Below are 13,821 nucleotides of genomic sequence, written 5' to 3' on the forward strand. Positions count from 1 at the left end.
TTAACCTTATTCCTCTCTTTTGTTCTTTCTAATTATATAGCTTAAATTTAGTGTTTTTATTAAAATGCTAACTTAAGCCGTGTATAATTAATTGCTTTGTTCTTACCTACTTGCGAATATTCCTGCGGAATATTCACGGGTTCGTAAAAGTTTGCTAAATTAGTTGCTGAACCACGCAACTAACCATACACAAGACCGTTGTATGCAATAATGACCCGTCCTGAATAAAGGCTACATAATTTTAAACATTATGTACAAAAATAACAAAGTAATTAGACGGTATTCAGAACAGATTTCCGTATTTAACAACAGCGAATTAAAACTAATTGAAAAGTATCAGAGAAGAGCAATCTAATGAAAAAAAGACAGTCAGAAATAATAAAGGAAATAGCACAAGAATTGGATTGCGGATTTGACTGTTATTACAATTCTAAAACTTACGAAATTGTTGCAATTCCGAATTTTTCACAATTTTCGGACGAGGATGAATTTAAAGAGGCTTTTAGTGACAGTTTAGAAAAAGTGGAAAAACATAAAACGGATTTTATAAAATTTGAGACATTAGAAACCTTTGAGTCGTTTAAAATTATGGAACTTTTTGTTGAGCAGTTATCTGACCAAAATCTAAAATCACAATTGGAAAATATTTTAGAAAATAAAAAGCCATTTCAGAATTTTAAGCATAAAATTGACCATTCTGAATATAGACAAAGGTGGTTTGAATTTAAGAAAAGTGAGTTGGAAAAAATAGTAGAAAATCAATTAGAGAGCGGAAAAGCCTGCGCACAGCAAAGTGCTCAGCCAAAAAACAAATAAAACCTATTAATTTTCACTAGCGTACTTCTGCTGCATCAAATATTAATTCTGATTTTGCGATAGTAAAAGCCTGTTTTCAGTAATTTATTACACATTGCAATTAATGTTGATTTTTATTCTTTCCTTTGGCTTCGATTAGCTCATAAAGATGTCTCCAAGCTTTATTGAATTTTCAAGCATCAAAACAGCACTTAAATAATATATTTCTCAACTTAATTTAATTTTAATCTGTAGTCATATTTCAAGACAAGAAAGTTGTTACTAAACTTACCTGTGGTCGTTATAATGAGGTCTTATATGGAATATTCTTTTTAAATTTTATCAGACTAAAGAGGACTACTGCCAACATTTGTTTTATTGACTAAAGTAAGTTTAATAAAATATTACTCTCGTTTTTAACTTAGGTGTAAATATTACTCTCATTATGTTATGAACGAGTGAATAGAAGTAATTTGAGAAACTTATTAATCAAACTAGAAAAAAATAAAGTGCTTCACTTATATCATTAGCCAACCATATAATGAACATAGCAAATAGATTTAGCTCACAATGATCTTTTGATCAACATTCTTTAGGAAGTTTAAGGTCTTTATAAACCTCCTTCAATAATTCACCAGGATCCACATCAATAGCTAAAGCAATTAAATAAAGTTCTTCAGCTCGCAACTTAGTTGATTTATTAGAACTCAGTTGGGAAAGCCTAGCCTGACTTATACGAGTACGCCTTGAAACCAAGGCTCTATTAACTGATTTTTTTGTAAGATACAAACCTAAGGATGTCATAAATAATTTCGAATTTATATATATAAATATACTTTGAATATAGAAAAAGATAGAATTACTAAAGTTTAATTTTGAATTTAAATAGTTTTTATATGGATTTGTTTAGATATTCTAAAGATTAATTAATAAAGTTACTATTCAAAAGAAATAAGGTATGAATAATGAAATACATATTAAACACATCATAGACAAACTAAAATCTCTTTTAGAAATTAAGTATGTATACAAATCAAAAGACGAAGGAGGAAAATATCTCAAACATTTATTAATCATAATACTGCAAGGAAATTGTTCTTCCTTAACCAAAGAATTATCAGCGATGGTTGCTAAAATATTTCAAGAGGAAACAGAATTCTTATACCGAATATTTTCTTTTGAATATGCCCATCACCAGTTAAAAGAAGAAAACTTATTTTTTGTTCATGGCTCCTCATGGGAAAAACAAATCTTCTATAATCTAAATTCAGAATTAGATAGTTTTCATGAGTATTATGCAACAGGAAAAACGTTAGATCAGATACAATCGATTTACGAAAAAGAACGTTGTAAAATAGCTGCGTTTATGGATGGTGTTAAGTTTTTTGTCGAAAAAAGTAATCTTCCTCAAGCGGCTTTTATGCTCCACCAATATATAGAATTGTGGTTTCGCTATGCTGCCCTTATTTTAATGGGTAAAGAACGAAAAAGTCATAGTATCAAAGAGCTTCAAACATATCTAAAAATATTTTCAGCTGAACTTGGTAATCTTTTCAATACGGAAATAGAAGAAGAGAAACACCTTTTAAAATTATTGGATGATGCCTATATCACTACACGTTATGAAAACAATTACCATATTAACAATGAACAATGAACAAATTCATAGAATAATAGAGAAAGCTACTAAAATTGAATTAATAGCCACGTTGTTATTTAAAAATAAGTTGGACGATTGTGTAAAGCACGAATTAAATCCAAACGATGTTAGTATTCCGAAAAAAGAATCTTCTCAGCCAAATGATACAGAATTGTCTAAGTTTATTAATTCACTTTCTATAAATGACTTTTCAACCCTAAAACCCTACCCTCATAAAAAAGGGCTATATACTATCGATGTACTAACTGAAGGTTATTTGGACACATCCTTCATGATTTCAAATCTACTAAAGGTATGTATCACAGCTATGGATACAGACCACTGCTCTACACGATCCATTCCCAATCCAGAGCATAATATCAAAGAAGTTTTAGGATATATATTAGACATGATACCCCATAATGAAATGGAAGTTTTGGATGGCATTAAGGATATAGTTTTAAACCCGAAAAGGAACAGCTTATGAAAGAAAAAAAGAAATTAAAGGCAATAAAGAAGCACATTAAAAATTTCCCTGGAGTAAGTTTAGATCCACATGGCAATAGAACAAGAAAGACCATAAGTTTTGAGGTCTCTGACCATGAGGACATAACCAGCAGTATTTCTGCACTTTTAGAATTGTGCTATTATGCACTAGATGGCAATGGGGTTTTCGTATCTCCTAAACATAGCAATAAGACGCCAACAAATAGCGTAACCAAGGTACTAGAGATGGTTATTGATCTCTTGCCTCACGACCAAATGTTCTGTTTGGATAAGATCACTGAAATCCTTTCCGCACAGGAACTCAAAAAACCGAAACCTTAAATACGACGATATGAAACAAAAAAGAAAAGACCTTGAAAAGCTGATAAGATCAGCTAAATATAAATTAATAACATTAGAACCTTCTAATGTACAAACGGGTAAGTTTAAAGTCTCTCTTTTTACAGTTCGACGGCTATCTCGATTTATTTATTACCATTGAATCGTTAATTAATGTCTGTATAATGGCCAGTCATGTCAATAACTCTAATGGAACTGAAGATGATGGATTGGATATTCGTAAGACCTTATAATTAGCCAATAAATTACTCCCTTTTGATGAAGGTGAGTTTTTAGATAATGTGAATGTTTTGTTGAAAGATAACAGATCAAATGACTAATATATTTTCAAAGAATACTAAATATCAATTCATTGAACAACCTTCAATACATTATAATAAACATATTTTAAGTTTTCTAAATTATTACCTTTTAATGGCTTTAACATTACCAAACTTGATTAGGTTCCTATCGTTCAATTTTATTTATTTAATTCATTAAACTGTAAGGATATGTACATCGATATTCAAAAATCTTCGAGTATCTCTTCTACCCGTAATTATACTTTTTAATAATTATTTAAAGTATCTTATAATGCACGCTTTTATTTGATGTCATAGAAAATAATTATGTGGCTCTTATACCAAATAATAAAATTAGCTCCGAATTATTATAATTTATAATGCAGACATAAACTTAAGTGTTAAATTTTGTTAAATCGAGACCAATTCGGTGACCAATAAAATCAGATCCTTTTGAAAGCATTATAAACACTGAAAAGTACAATTTATGGTCGTTGTCTCCGACTCCACCATTAAAACCCTTTATATCTGAAAAGACATAAGGGGTTTATTTTTTTAGGTTAAAACCTGATTCTTCCACATCTACTTCTTTAGTTTCCTCCATATTATTTGCATTTCAAATTACAGTAAAATCATTTATATTTTTTTAAGTTTAAACTATGATTAGCTAACATTGTATCTGCTCTAAACGTTTAATAATTACTACTCCATTGAATAACAACACAAAGCGTTTCATTTATTTTTCTACTGACATATATCATAAATTAAAATAAATTTATTTTGTAAATTTAAATTCACAAATAAAAGCTAAGATCATGTTATCTATCCTTTTACCAACAGACTTCTCCAAAAACTCTATTAATGCTATTAAATATGCTTTAGAATTTTTTAAGTATCAAAAAGTAGAATTCTTTTTGATGCATGCTTATGGCAATGAGTTTTATGATCATGATGAGTTAGTATCTCGAGAGGTTTTTGAAGCTGTATTAAAAAAGGTAAACACAAAATCTCAAAATAATTTAGACAAGCTTTTAAATGAATTAAAGGTAATTGCACCAAACCCTAGATATATTTTCCAAACTATTTCTGCTAATAATACACTTGTTGAAGAAGCTAACACCATAGCTGATGATAAGAATATAGATCTGATTGTCATGGGTACGCAAGGAAAATCTAATACACGTAATATTATATTTGGAAGTCAGACTTTTCAGGTTTTAAAATATGTACAATGTCCGGTTTTAGCCATTCCTGCAAATTACACAAATACGCAACCTGAAAAAGTAATGTTTCCTACAAATTATCTTATTCCTTATAAACGACGTGAATTAAAATTGTTGTCTATTTTAGCGAAATCCTATAGAAGTAAAATAGATGTTGTTTATATTACAACGAGTTCTAAATTATCTATAAGACAAGAAGATAATAAAGCGTTTATAAAAGACACATTATCACCCAATAAAATAAACTTTAAAATTGAAAACAGCAATAAAATTGCAGATACTATTTCTGGCTATATTAAAGAAAATGAAATAGATATGATAACCATGATAAATACACAACATTCTTTTTTAGAAGATCTGTTATTTCCTTCTACAATAGATAAAGTAAGTCTTGGATTAGACATTCCACTTTTAGCGTTTCAAAATACAGCTAGAAAGTAATCAAACAATCATTCAACTTAATACATACACCTTCCTCTAAACACCTAATCATGCCAAAGAATATACTTTTACCAACCGATTTTTCAGATAATGCTTGGAGTGCTGCTTTATACGCCATAAAATTATATGCTAATGAACAATGTACTTTTCACTTTTTGCATTCTACAAAAATGAAAGCCTCTTCAATGTCTAATATTTCTAATAAACTGATAAGTGTATTGGTAGAAAACGCAGAAAAGGATTTAGGGCAATTGAAAGCAAAAGTAGAAAAAGAATATGCTAATGAAAATCATACATTTAAAGTCTTTTTAAGCACAAACCTTTTACACAATTCAATTGAAGTTCTTGTAGAGAAAGAAGCGATTGATATTATTGTTATTGGTACAAAAGGAGCAACTTTAGCAAAAGAAATTATGTTTGGTAGTAATACTGTAAACGTTATTAAACAGATAAAAAAATGTCCCGTTTTAGTAATTCCAAATGAGTACAAGTATATACAACCTGAAGAAATCGCTTTCCCCACCGATTATAATCGCCCTTATGGAGAAGAATTATCTGCATTAAAGGATTTAGCTGATCTTTATAACTCTAAAATTAGAATTGTACATATTAATACTGAAGAAGCTATTTCTAAAACTCAAAAACAAAATTTAGCATTGTTAAAAATAGGTTTAGACCATAATGACAGTATTTTTCATTGGATGCCAAACTGTGACAAAAAAGAAAAAGCTATCAATGATTTTATTAAGGAACTAAAAATAAATATACTAGTAATGATAAATTACAAGCATAGTTTTTTAGAAAATTTAGTAAAGGAGCCCGTCATAAAAAATATAGGATTTCACCCTACAATACCATTTTTGGTGATACCTCGCTAAACTGATAAAAATCATTTTAGATGTAAAAGCCATAAACTATTTTTGTAATAGAGGATAAAAAAAACATCATGAGACACCAAATATTATTACCAACAGATTTTTCAGATAATTCTTGGAGCGCTATACTTTACGCTTTAAAATTATATGCTAATGAACCTTGTACTTTTTACTTTTTGCATTCATGGTCATTTACAAACAAAACATCTAGAACTTATATTACATCAAGTTTTATAGAATTACAAAAGAAAGAAGCAAAGGCTCAATTGTTAGAATTAACAAATAAGGCAAAAGCAGAAAGTACTAATTCTGATCATAAATTTGAAACTATTCATAGCGTTGAACCTTTATTTAGTACTATTGAAAGTGCAATTCAAGATTTTAAAATAAGCTTAGTAATTATGGGGACTAAAGGTGCTACTGGAGCTAAAGAATTTTTCTTTGGGAGTAACACCGTAAATATTATTAATAAAATAAGATTGTGTCCTGTCTTGGTTATTCCTGATGGATATAACTTTATTAAACCAGAACAAGTTGCTTTCCCTACGGATTATAATAGATTTTATGGAGACGAATTACAACCTTTATTAGAACTCTCAAAATTGTATGATTCTAAAATAAGAATTGCTCACATCAATGTCTCTGATAATTTAAGTGATAAGCAAAGTTATAACCTATCGATGTTAAAGGCTTATATTGAAGATTGTCCAAGCTGTATAGATTGGATGCCTAATTTTGGTACTAAAGAACAATCTATTATTGATTTCATTAAAGATTATGACATCAATATTCTTGTAATGATTAATTATAAACATAGTTTTATTGAAAATGTAATGAATGAACCTGTAATTCAAAAAATTGGTTTTCATCCTATTATACCTTTTCTTGTCATACCAGAAATGAATTAAAAATCGATAAAAAAATAAAAAAAGACCTGTAAAAGTTAATTTACAGGTCTTTTTTTATTTAAAATAGTAGATGCTTATTTGATCTCAACCAATTCTAATTCAAAGACTAATTCTTGCCCTGCTAAAGGATGATTTCCATCAACAATTACGTGATCTTCATTTACCTCAGCAATTCTAAATTGGTGCTCATTACCTTGCTCATCTCTAGAAGCTAAACCTAAACCAACTTCTGGCTTAATTTCTTCTGGTAATTGTGCTTTTTCAACTTTATGAAATAATTCTTTCTTGACATCGCCATAAGCTTCATTTACAGGAATGTCAACAGTTTTCTTATCATTCACTTTCATGTCGATAACTGCATTTTCAAAACCAGGAATCAACATCCCTTGTCCTAATGTAAATTCTAAAGGCTCACGCTCTAAAGAACTATCAAAGACTTGTCCTGTTTTTAATTTCCCTGTATAATGTACTTTAACAGTATCGTTTTCTTTTACTTGACTCATAAATTTCTTGTTTTCATTATAATGAGCCGCAAAATTATTGTTTATAACAGAGAAAAAAGAATGATAAGCAGATTTTCTCTAGAATTAAGAAAAACTTAACGTCAATATGTCATTTAGGTTTGTATTTTACTTCTATAAATTAAACTAATCACCACGCACACAAAAATGGTAAGAAATTAATAAACATTTCGACTATCTTTATCTTCAATAATTTAAAAGAAAGAACTATTACTTATGTTAACTTGGAAAGACATCATTAACTTTTCTGTAAAAGGAAATCCAAATCCAGACAGGCGCGTTGAAAAAACAGAAGCTGAATGGGAGGCACAATTAACAGAAGAGCAATACAGAATTACCAGACAAAAAGGAACAGAGCGCGCACATAGTGGTGATCTTTGTACAGCTTATGACGAAGGAAAATATAACTGCATTTGTTGCAACACACCTTTATTCGATTCGACTATTAAATTTAGCTCAGGCACAGGTTGGCCAAGTTTTACACAACCTATAAAAGAAAATGCTATTAAGTACGAAAAAGATACTGCCTTCGGAATGGTGCGCGTAGAAGTTATGTGTAATACTTGCGACTCGCATTTAGGACATGTATTTCCAGATGGCCCAGAACCAAGTGGATTACGCTATTGCGTAAATTCAGAATCTATGATTTTAGATACGGAGACTGCCTAATGAGTACAAAAAAATTACAAATAGCTACTGTTGGTGGTGGCTGCTTTTGGTGTACAGAAGCCGTATTCGAAGAAGTAAAAGGTGTAGAGCAAGTACTTTCTGGTTATTCAGGCGGAACCGTTCCAGGACGACCTACGTATAGAGAAATTTGCTCTGGTTTAACTGGGCATGCAGAAGTTATACAGATTACATTTGATGCGAATATCATTAGCTATGAAGATATCCTAGTTGTTTTTATGACCACTCATGATCCAACAACACTTAATAGACAAGGTGCTGACCGAGGAACACAATACCGTTCTGTAATTTATTACCATGATGAAGCGCAACAGAAAATTGCAAAAATTGTAATAAAAGAGCTTGCGCAATACTACCAAGATCCAATTGTTACTGAATTATCAGCAGCTCCAACATTTTATGAAGCAGAACAAGAGCATCAAGATTTTTATAAAAATAATCCCGAATATGGTTATTGTGGTTTTGTTATTGATCCTAAATTGGCAAAACTTAGAAAATTACATTCCGATAAATTGAAATAAAGCAAATATTGAAAAGGAACTTTCTACTGAGAGTTTCTTTTCAATATTATCTAAGAAAGAAAGTTAGCTGTAAATGTCATCTCTTTTAAACATCAAATTTTAGGGCTCTGATCAATGTCTAAAACGCAACATTAGGTAATATACGAAACCCGTCGGATACTGAATTAATTAAATGGATAGGAAAACTAAAATAGCATTTGGAGGTGGATGTCACTGGTGCACTGAAGCTGTATTTCAATCTTTGAAAGGTGTGTCTAATGTTGAACAGGGTTTTATAGCATCTCATGATGAAAACAGCTCCTTTTCTGAAGCGGTTATCCTATATTATGACGCTGATATTATCTCCCTTCAAGTTTTAATTGAAATTCATTTACGCACACACAAAAGTACATCAACGCATTCTATGCGAGAAAAATACCGCTCTGCTATCTATTCATTTTCTGGAACTCAAAAAATTGAATCGGAAACTATACTGAAGAAATTTCAACCAATATTTAAAAATAAATTAATCACTAAAGTTTATCCTTTTTCAGCATTTAAAGCTTCTCGTAAAGCGATTCAGAATTACTATCAAAAAAATCCTAAAAAACCTTTTTGTGAACGCTTTATAAATCCTAAATTGAAATTATTATTAAATGATTTTTCAAATCATGTAAACACAGACTTTATTCCCAAAACTTTAAAAATCACATAAAAGCATTAACAGATGAGCAACACAAAAATAGGATTAGGTTTAGCGGCTTTAGGAAGACCAGATTATCTAAATATTAGACTAAATCCTAATATTGATAAATCTGTTAAAACTTTTAAAAACACTGCTTTTAAGGTTTTAGATGAAGCTTACCAACTTGGTATTAGAGATTTTGATGTTGCTCCTTCTTATGGTTTAGGTGAAGAATTTTTACAGAATTGGAATGACTCTCGAGGTTATAATGACGTCCGTTTATCCACAAAATTTGGCTATACGTATGTGGCTAACTGGGAAATTGGATTTTCGGGAAAGCATGAAATTAAAGAACATTCTATTGAAAAATTGAATGAGCAATGGGAAGTATCTAAAGCCCTACTACCTAACTTAAAGATCTATCAAATACATTCTGCAACACTAGATAGTGGTGTTTTAACAAATGTGACTGTACTGTCTAGATTAAATGAATTAAAGAAAAAGCATCAGCTTGAAATCGGGATTTCCTCAAGTGGAACGGAACAAGTAAAAATTATAGAAGAGGCTAGAAAAATTAAATTTAACGGTGAAGCCTTATTCGACAGCTATCAAGTAACTTTCAATATTTTTGAACAATCTACTTTTCAGATTTTAAAAGAATTAATTAATGAAGGTAAAACAGTAATCATTAAAGAAGGGCTAGCCAACGGTCGCATCTTTAAGAATGATAAATTTAAAATATATGATAAAGCTTATAATTATTTAGAAACAATTTCTAATAAATATAACGTCGGATATGATGCTATTGCTATTCGATTTATCATGGATTATTTAGAACCTAAAGTGGTATTAAGTGGTGCTTCAAATTCACTTCAATTAGAACAAAACTTAAAAGTTTCAAATTTGGTTCTAACTAAAGAGGAAATTACAACATTAAAGTCATTAGTAATATCTAAAGATCATTATTGGAATGAACGCAGTGACTTAGAATGGAATTAATTGACAATAAACACGCAATACTTTAAGTTATTTTCTTTCTCAACATACATAAAACCCCTATTTCCTCTCGTGATAAAGTTTCATTCACTTTCAAAAGTCGTATAATTTCCTTTTGAAAATAATTAATGGTTTTCCCATCAATATATTCATCAATAACACGTGGATCAATGTAAGAACTGCGTGCAACCGACGGCGTATTCCCTAACCTTTCGCTTACCCTAATAACTGCTTCACGAATATTACTATCAAGTGCTTTTTGGTCTTGTTCTTTAGAATAACCAATCTCATCTAAAGCCATAGCAGCAATTACAGTACCGGCCCAAGTTCTAAAATCCTTAGCCGAAAATTCCTCTCCCATAACCTCTCTGATATACTCATTGAGATGGTCGCTCTTCACGTCTTGTTTTACACCATCTTCATCAATGAATTTGAATATTTCATAACCAGGTAACTCATCGATTTCTTTTACTATTTTTGCCAATTTTGCATCAATAATATGTCGTTCTTGCTCTTTCCCAGATTTGCCTATATATTGAAATATGAGTTCATCATTTTCAATTTGCAAATGTTTACTTCTTATGGTAGTTAATCCATAACTGTGATTTTCCCTAGAATAACGGTCACTACCAGGACGAAAATAAGCCGCTTCCAAAAGTCGAACCATACAGGCAAGCACTTTTTCTTTGACTAATTTACGCTTGCGTAGATGCTGACCTGTAACGCGTCGCATACGTTCTAACTTCCCCGCAAACTTCAGGATACGGTTAAACTTTTCTTGATCTTGTTTTTCTCTATATATAGGGTTGTAGATGTATTGCTTTCTATTTTTATCGTCTCTACCAGTCACTAAAATCTTAGCTGACTTTTTAGGATTAATTTCCACCTCTGTCCAAGCCGGTGGAATAACCAATGATTTAAACCATTCTTTTAGATCTTTATCTTTAATCGTTTTATCAGCGCTATCGACATATCGAAAGCCTCTGCCATGCTTTTTTCTTTGGTACATGATGTCATTATTGTTAATGAACTATAAAGTAAATTCTTTAACGCCAAATGCATTAGCTCAAAAACCATGAAATGTATCTGCTTTACTCTGAAGATAAAAAGTTGAACGAATTCAACTAATCATAATAGATTAGTTCCTCTATAATAATCTAAAACTTTTACACGTAGTAAGTAATCGTATTTGGCATTGGAGAGATTCACTTTGGCGTTGTCCAGATTGTTTTTACTTGTAATATAATTTAAGAAATTAGAAACACCGTTTTTAAATCTAATATCATTAATGCGATACGACTCTTCGTAGGCTTCCACCTGTTTCTCTAAACTTTCATTACGCTTATAAGCCGCTTCCATATCAAAATATACCTGAGCAATCGCATTCTTAATGTCAACATGTGTACGTTCTAATTCAATGATAGATTCTTCAACTTTAATTTTTTCTAAAGCCACATTATTTTTAGCTCTAAAACCATTAAATAATGGAACAAAAACTTGAACACCAACAACCGTATTTAAATTATTATCTAATTGGTCTTTGTAATCAATACCGTTTGAATCAAAATTGGTCTGCTCTGTCATAATTAGTAAATCTTGACCATCGACCGTTACAAAATCTCCTGTTTGAACAATGCTTGTTCCTGTTGAAGAAAATAACTCAGCTGCGCTAGAGTAATTGGTATTGATACCTCCGAAAAGCGATATTTCTGGTGTGAATTGAGATTTTGCAACACTCACTCCTTTTTTAGCTGCTTCTATACGCAATTCCTTAGCTTTAAATGTGGCCAAATTTTGAATAGCTTCTTTAAAAACAGCATTGGCAGAAACTTCATATTTATTAAAATCGAGAAGTAAGCCATCGGTAACTAAATTGATATTCTCTTTTAAATTCATCAATTGCATTAGGCTTAATTTTGCATTATTTAAGCTGCTTTCAGATACCAAAACACTTGTTTCATCACTCGCCACTTGTCCCAAAATATCTGCATAATCAGCTGGATTACCTGATTCATTATCGTAAAAACCTTGTTGAATTTTAAGTTGTTGTTTAGTCGTTTCTAATCGTGCTTTTGTTAATTCTAAAACATCTCTAGCATTTAAAACTTGAAGATAGGCTAAGGTTACATTTAAAATTAAATCTTGTTGTGCTGCTTCAATTTCTAATTCTGAAGCTTTTTTATTCAATCGATTTTGTTTGGCAGAATTTAATAACCGAAAGCCATTAAAGATGGTCATATCTAAACTCAATCCTAAGTTAGAAAAGGTCAATTCCTGATTGATATAAGCGTTGGTAAATGGATCGATACTTCTACCATCATTAACCCCTAAATTAAAACTACCATTAAGACTTGGTAATACATCTGCTTTGGATTGTTGGTAATTTACTTTTGCTGAATTGGCTAGTAAATTGGTAGATTTTAAATCGAGATTATGCTCTAAAGCGATAGCAATACAGTCGTCTAAAGTATAACTTTTCTCAGTGTCATTTTGAGCAACACCAGTCCGGTTCATCATAAAAATGATGATTAGTATTATCAGTTTATGTATCATGATTTGTTACTTTTTTTTTGTTTAGTCAGCACTATTATTCCTTTAGAATCATTAATACTAACATTCGATTTTGAAGGATATGTATTGAGAAACGTATATCTATTAATGACTTCTCGATACAAAATTTTCTAAAATGCGAAAATTTCACTCGAAGTGACGGCATGTTATTGACATGTTATTTTTATTAGTGGTGATTAAACTATTTTTCCATCAAGCAGATTAATAATTCTTGATCCATAAGCGGCATTACTTTCGGAATGTGTGGCTTGAATTATGGTCACTCCTTCTTTATTTAATTGCGCAAAGAGCTCCATAATTTCTTCACTCTGCTTCGAGTTTAGATTCCCTGTTGGCTCGTCTGCTAAAATCAGCTTTGGTTGTCCTATTAAAGCTCTAGCAATACCAACTAATTGTTGCTGCCCTCCACTTAATTGAATAGGAAATAAATCTTTCTTTCCAACGATATTAAAACGGTCTAACATATCTGCCACCATAGCTTTGCGCTCAGAAGATTTTACATTTTTATAGAGCAACGGGGTTTCAATATTTTCATAAACGGTGAGTTCATCAATAAGATGATATGCCTGAAACACAAAACCAATATATTCTTTGTAGAGTTTAGAACGATTTTTTTCTTTCATTCTATGCACTGGTTGCCCAAGAAATGTATAACCTCCATCTGTAAAATTATCTAACATACCAATACAATTCAACAAAGTAGATTTCCCAGAACCAGAAGGTCCCATAAGTGAAATGAATTCACCTTCTTCAACATTTAAATTGATATTATCTAGTAATGTAATTTTATGGCGACCTGAATTGACTGTTCTTGTGGCTTCGTTTAAGCTAACTAATATAGTTTTCATTTTGA

General features: G+C 30.7%; 17 protein-coding genes. 12 read left to right on the forward strand and 5 right to left on the reverse strand.

Annotation, left to right across the window (positions count from 1 at the left end):
* The first annotated feature begins 354 nt into the window (after positions 1-354).
* Positions 355-816 carry a UPF0158 family protein gene (locus HM985_RS00005; RefSeq protein ID WP_179374267.1) on the forward strand — a complete coding sequence of 154 codons (462 nt, stop codon included), beginning with the start codon at positions 355-357 and terminating at the stop codon, positions 814-816.
* Positions 817-1,377: 561 nt separating this feature from the next.
* Here HM985_RS00005 and HM985_RS00010 read toward each other — a convergent pair.
* Positions 1,378-1,599 carry a helix-turn-helix domain-containing protein gene (locus HM985_RS00010; RefSeq protein ID WP_115813118.1) on the reverse strand — a complete coding sequence of 74 codons (222 nt, stop codon included), beginning with the start codon at positions 1,597-1,599 and terminating at the stop codon, positions 1,378-1,380.
* A gap of 154 nt (positions 1,600-1,753) precedes the next feature.
* On the opposite strand from HM985_RS00010, the gene HM985_RS00015 reads away from it, so the two are divergent.
* The 7 genes from HM985_RS00015 (at position 1,754) to HM985_RS00045 (ending at position 7,008) form a co-directional block, all read left to right on the forward strand.
* Positions 1,754-2,452, forward strand: coding sequence for a HEPN domain-containing protein (locus HM985_RS00015; protein WP_179374268.1), 699 nt, complete (start codon positions 1,754-1,756; stop codon positions 2,450-2,452).
* Positions 2,418-2,921 carry a hypothetical protein gene (locus HM985_RS00020; RefSeq protein ID WP_179374269.1) on the forward strand — a complete coding sequence of 168 codons (504 nt, stop codon included), beginning with the start codon at positions 2,418-2,420 and terminating at the stop codon, positions 2,919-2,921. The genes HM985_RS00015 and HM985_RS00020 overlap by 35 nt, the downstream gene beginning before the upstream one ends.
* Positions 2,918-3,262: a hypothetical protein gene (locus HM985_RS00025; protein ID WP_173589613.1), complete on the forward strand. Its 345-nt coding sequence runs from the start codon at positions 2,918-2,920 to the stop codon at positions 3,260-3,262. The genes HM985_RS00020 and HM985_RS00025 overlap by 4 nt, the downstream gene beginning before the upstream one ends.
* Positions 3,263-3,348: 86 nt before the next feature.
* Positions 3,349-3,513, forward strand: coding sequence for a hypothetical protein (locus HM985_RS17180; RefSeq protein ID WP_246284830.1), 165 nt, complete (start codon positions 3,349-3,351; stop codon positions 3,511-3,513).
* Positions 3,514-4,376: 863 nt separating this feature from the next.
* Positions 4,377-5,225, forward strand: coding sequence for a universal stress protein (locus tag HM985_RS00035; RefSeq protein ID WP_179374270.1), 849 nt, complete (start codon positions 4,377-4,379; stop codon positions 5,223-5,225).
* A 50-nt stretch (positions 5,226-5,275) separates the two neighbouring features.
* A complete protein-coding gene (locus tag HM985_RS00040; RefSeq protein WP_179374271.1) occupies positions 5,276-6,103 on the forward strand; it encodes a universal stress protein in 828 nt (275 codons plus the stop codon).
* Between the two features lie 68 nt (positions 6,104-6,171).
* A complete protein-coding gene (locus HM985_RS00045) occupies positions 6,172-7,008 on the forward strand; it encodes a universal stress protein (RefSeq protein ID WP_179374272.1) in 837 nt (278 codons plus the stop codon).
* A gap of 74 nt (positions 7,009-7,082) precedes the next feature.
* On the opposite strand, the gene HM985_RS00050 is transcribed toward HM985_RS00045, so the two are convergent.
* Positions 7,083-7,511, reverse strand: a complete 429-nt coding sequence (locus tag HM985_RS00050; RefSeq protein WP_179374273.1) for an FKBP-type peptidyl-prolyl cis-trans isomerase — start codon at positions 7,509-7,511, stop codon at positions 7,083-7,085.
* Positions 7,512-7,745: 234 nt separating this feature from the next.
* Here HM985_RS00050 and msrB point away from each other — a divergent pair, with 234 nt between their 5' ends.
* The 4 genes from msrB to HM985_RS00070 all read left to right on the forward strand — a co-directional run bounded on the left by msrB (position 7,746) and on the right by HM985_RS00070 (position 10,400).
* A complete protein-coding gene (msrB, locus tag HM985_RS00055) occupies positions 7,746-8,198 on the forward strand; it encodes a peptide-methionine (R)-S-oxide reductase MsrB (RefSeq protein WP_179374274.1) in 453 nt (150 codons plus the stop codon).
* Complete coding sequence (gene msrA, locus HM985_RS00060) at positions 8,198-8,737, forward strand: peptide-methionine (S)-S-oxide reductase MsrA (RefSeq protein WP_179374275.1); 540 nt, start codon at positions 8,198-8,200, stop codon at positions 8,735-8,737. The genes msrB and msrA overlap by 1 nt, the downstream gene beginning before the upstream one ends.
* A gap of 172 nt (positions 8,738-8,909) precedes the next feature.
* Positions 8,910-9,431, forward strand: coding sequence for a peptide-methionine (S)-S-oxide reductase (locus HM985_RS00065; RefSeq protein WP_179374276.1), 522 nt, complete (start codon positions 8,910-8,912; stop codon positions 9,429-9,431).
* Between the two features lie 12 nt (positions 9,432-9,443).
* Complete coding sequence (locus HM985_RS00070) at positions 9,444-10,400, forward strand: aldo/keto reductase (RefSeq protein ID WP_179374277.1); 957 nt, start codon at positions 9,444-9,446, stop codon at positions 10,398-10,400.
* 22 nt (positions 10,401-10,422) lie between these two features.
* Here the strand turns inward: HM985_RS00070 and HM985_RS00075 are convergent, their stop codons facing one another.
* The 3 genes from HM985_RS00075 to HM985_RS00085 form a co-directional block, all read right to left on the reverse strand.
* A complete protein-coding gene (locus HM985_RS00075) occupies positions 10,423-11,406 on the reverse strand; it encodes a DNA topoisomerase IB (RefSeq protein ID WP_179374278.1) in 984 nt (327 codons plus the stop codon).
* 119 nt (positions 11,407-11,525) lie between these two features.
* A complete protein-coding gene (locus tag HM985_RS00080) occupies positions 11,526-12,914 on the reverse strand; it encodes a TolC family protein (RefSeq protein WP_246284839.1) in 1,389 nt (462 codons plus the stop codon).
* Between the two features lie 230 nt (positions 12,915-13,144).
* Positions 13,145-13,816 carry an ABC transporter ATP-binding protein gene (locus tag HM985_RS00085; RefSeq protein WP_179374280.1) on the reverse strand — a complete coding sequence of 224 codons (672 nt, stop codon included), beginning with the start codon at positions 13,814-13,816 and terminating at the stop codon, positions 13,145-13,147.
* Positions 13,817-13,821 lie beyond the last annotated feature (5 nt).

The sequence above is a fragment of the Winogradskyella wichelsiae genome (genome assembly GCF_013403925.1).
GTDB classification, from domain to species: Bacteria; Bacteroidota; Bacteroidia; order Flavobacteriales; family Flavobacteriaceae; genus Winogradskyella; species Winogradskyella wichelsiae.

What these genes read in the sequence shown, in the direction of transcription:
- msrB (WP_179374274.1), top strand. Translation starts at nt 7,746, where the DNA reads ATGTTAACTTGGAAAGACATCATTAACTTTTCTGTAAAAGGAAATCCA.
- HM985_RS17180 (WP_246284830.1), top strand. Translation starts at nt 3,349, where the DNA reads ATGTACAAACGGGTAAGTTTAAAGTCTCTCTTTTTACAGTTCGACGGC.
- HM985_RS00015 (WP_179374268.1), top strand. Translation starts at nt 1,754, where the DNA reads ATGAATAATGAAATACATATTAAACACATCATAGACAAACTAAAATCT.
- msrA (WP_179374275.1), top strand. Translation starts at nt 8,198, where the DNA reads ATGAGTACAAAAAAATTACAAATAGCTACTGTTGGTGGTGGCTGCTTT.
- HM985_RS00025 (WP_173589613.1), top strand. Translation starts at nt 2,918, where the DNA reads ATGAAAGAAAAAAAGAAATTAAAGGCAATAAAGAAGCACATTAAAAAT.
- HM985_RS00010 (WP_115813118.1), bottom strand. Translation starts at nt 1,599, where the DNA reads ATGACATCCTTAGGTTTGTATCTTACAAAAAAATCAGTTAATAGAGCC.
- HM985_RS00045 (WP_179374272.1), top strand. Translation starts at nt 6,172, where the DNA reads ATGAGACACCAAATATTATTACCAACAGATTTTTCAGATAATTCTTGG.
- HM985_RS00075 (WP_179374278.1), bottom strand. Translation starts at nt 11,406, where the DNA reads ATGTACCAAAGAAAAAAGCATGGCAGAGGCTTTCGATATGTCGATAGC.
- HM985_RS00040 (WP_179374271.1), top strand. Translation starts at nt 5,276, where the DNA reads ATGCCAAAGAATATACTTTTACCAACCGATTTTTCAGATAATGCTTGG.
- HM985_RS00080 (WP_246284839.1), bottom strand. Translation starts at nt 12,914, where the DNA reads ATGATGAACCGGACTGGTGTTGCTCAAAATGACACTGAGAAAAGTTAT.
- HM985_RS00035 (WP_179374270.1), top strand. Translation starts at nt 4,377, where the DNA reads ATGTTATCTATCCTTTTACCAACAGACTTCTCCAAAAACTCTATTAAT.
- HM985_RS00050 (WP_179374273.1), bottom strand. Translation starts at nt 7,511, where the DNA reads ATGAGTCAAGTAAAAGAAAACGATACTGTTAAAGTACATTATACAGGG.
- HM985_RS00020 (WP_179374269.1), top strand. Translation starts at nt 2,418, where the DNA reads ATGAAAACAATTACCATATTAACAATGAACAATGAACAAATTCATAGA.
- HM985_RS00005 (WP_179374267.1), top strand. Translation starts at nt 355, where the DNA reads ATGAAAAAAAGACAGTCAGAAATAATAAAGGAAATAGCACAAGAATTG.
- HM985_RS00085 (WP_179374280.1), bottom strand. Translation starts at nt 13,816, where the DNA reads ATGAAAACTATATTAGTTAGCTTAAACGAAGCCACAAGAACAGTCAAT.
- HM985_RS00065 (WP_179374276.1), top strand. Translation starts at nt 8,910, where the DNA reads ATGGATAGGAAAACTAAAATAGCATTTGGAGGTGGATGTCACTGGTGC.
- HM985_RS00070 (WP_179374277.1), top strand. Translation starts at nt 9,444, where the DNA reads ATGAGCAACACAAAAATAGGATTAGGTTTAGCGGCTTTAGGAAGACCA.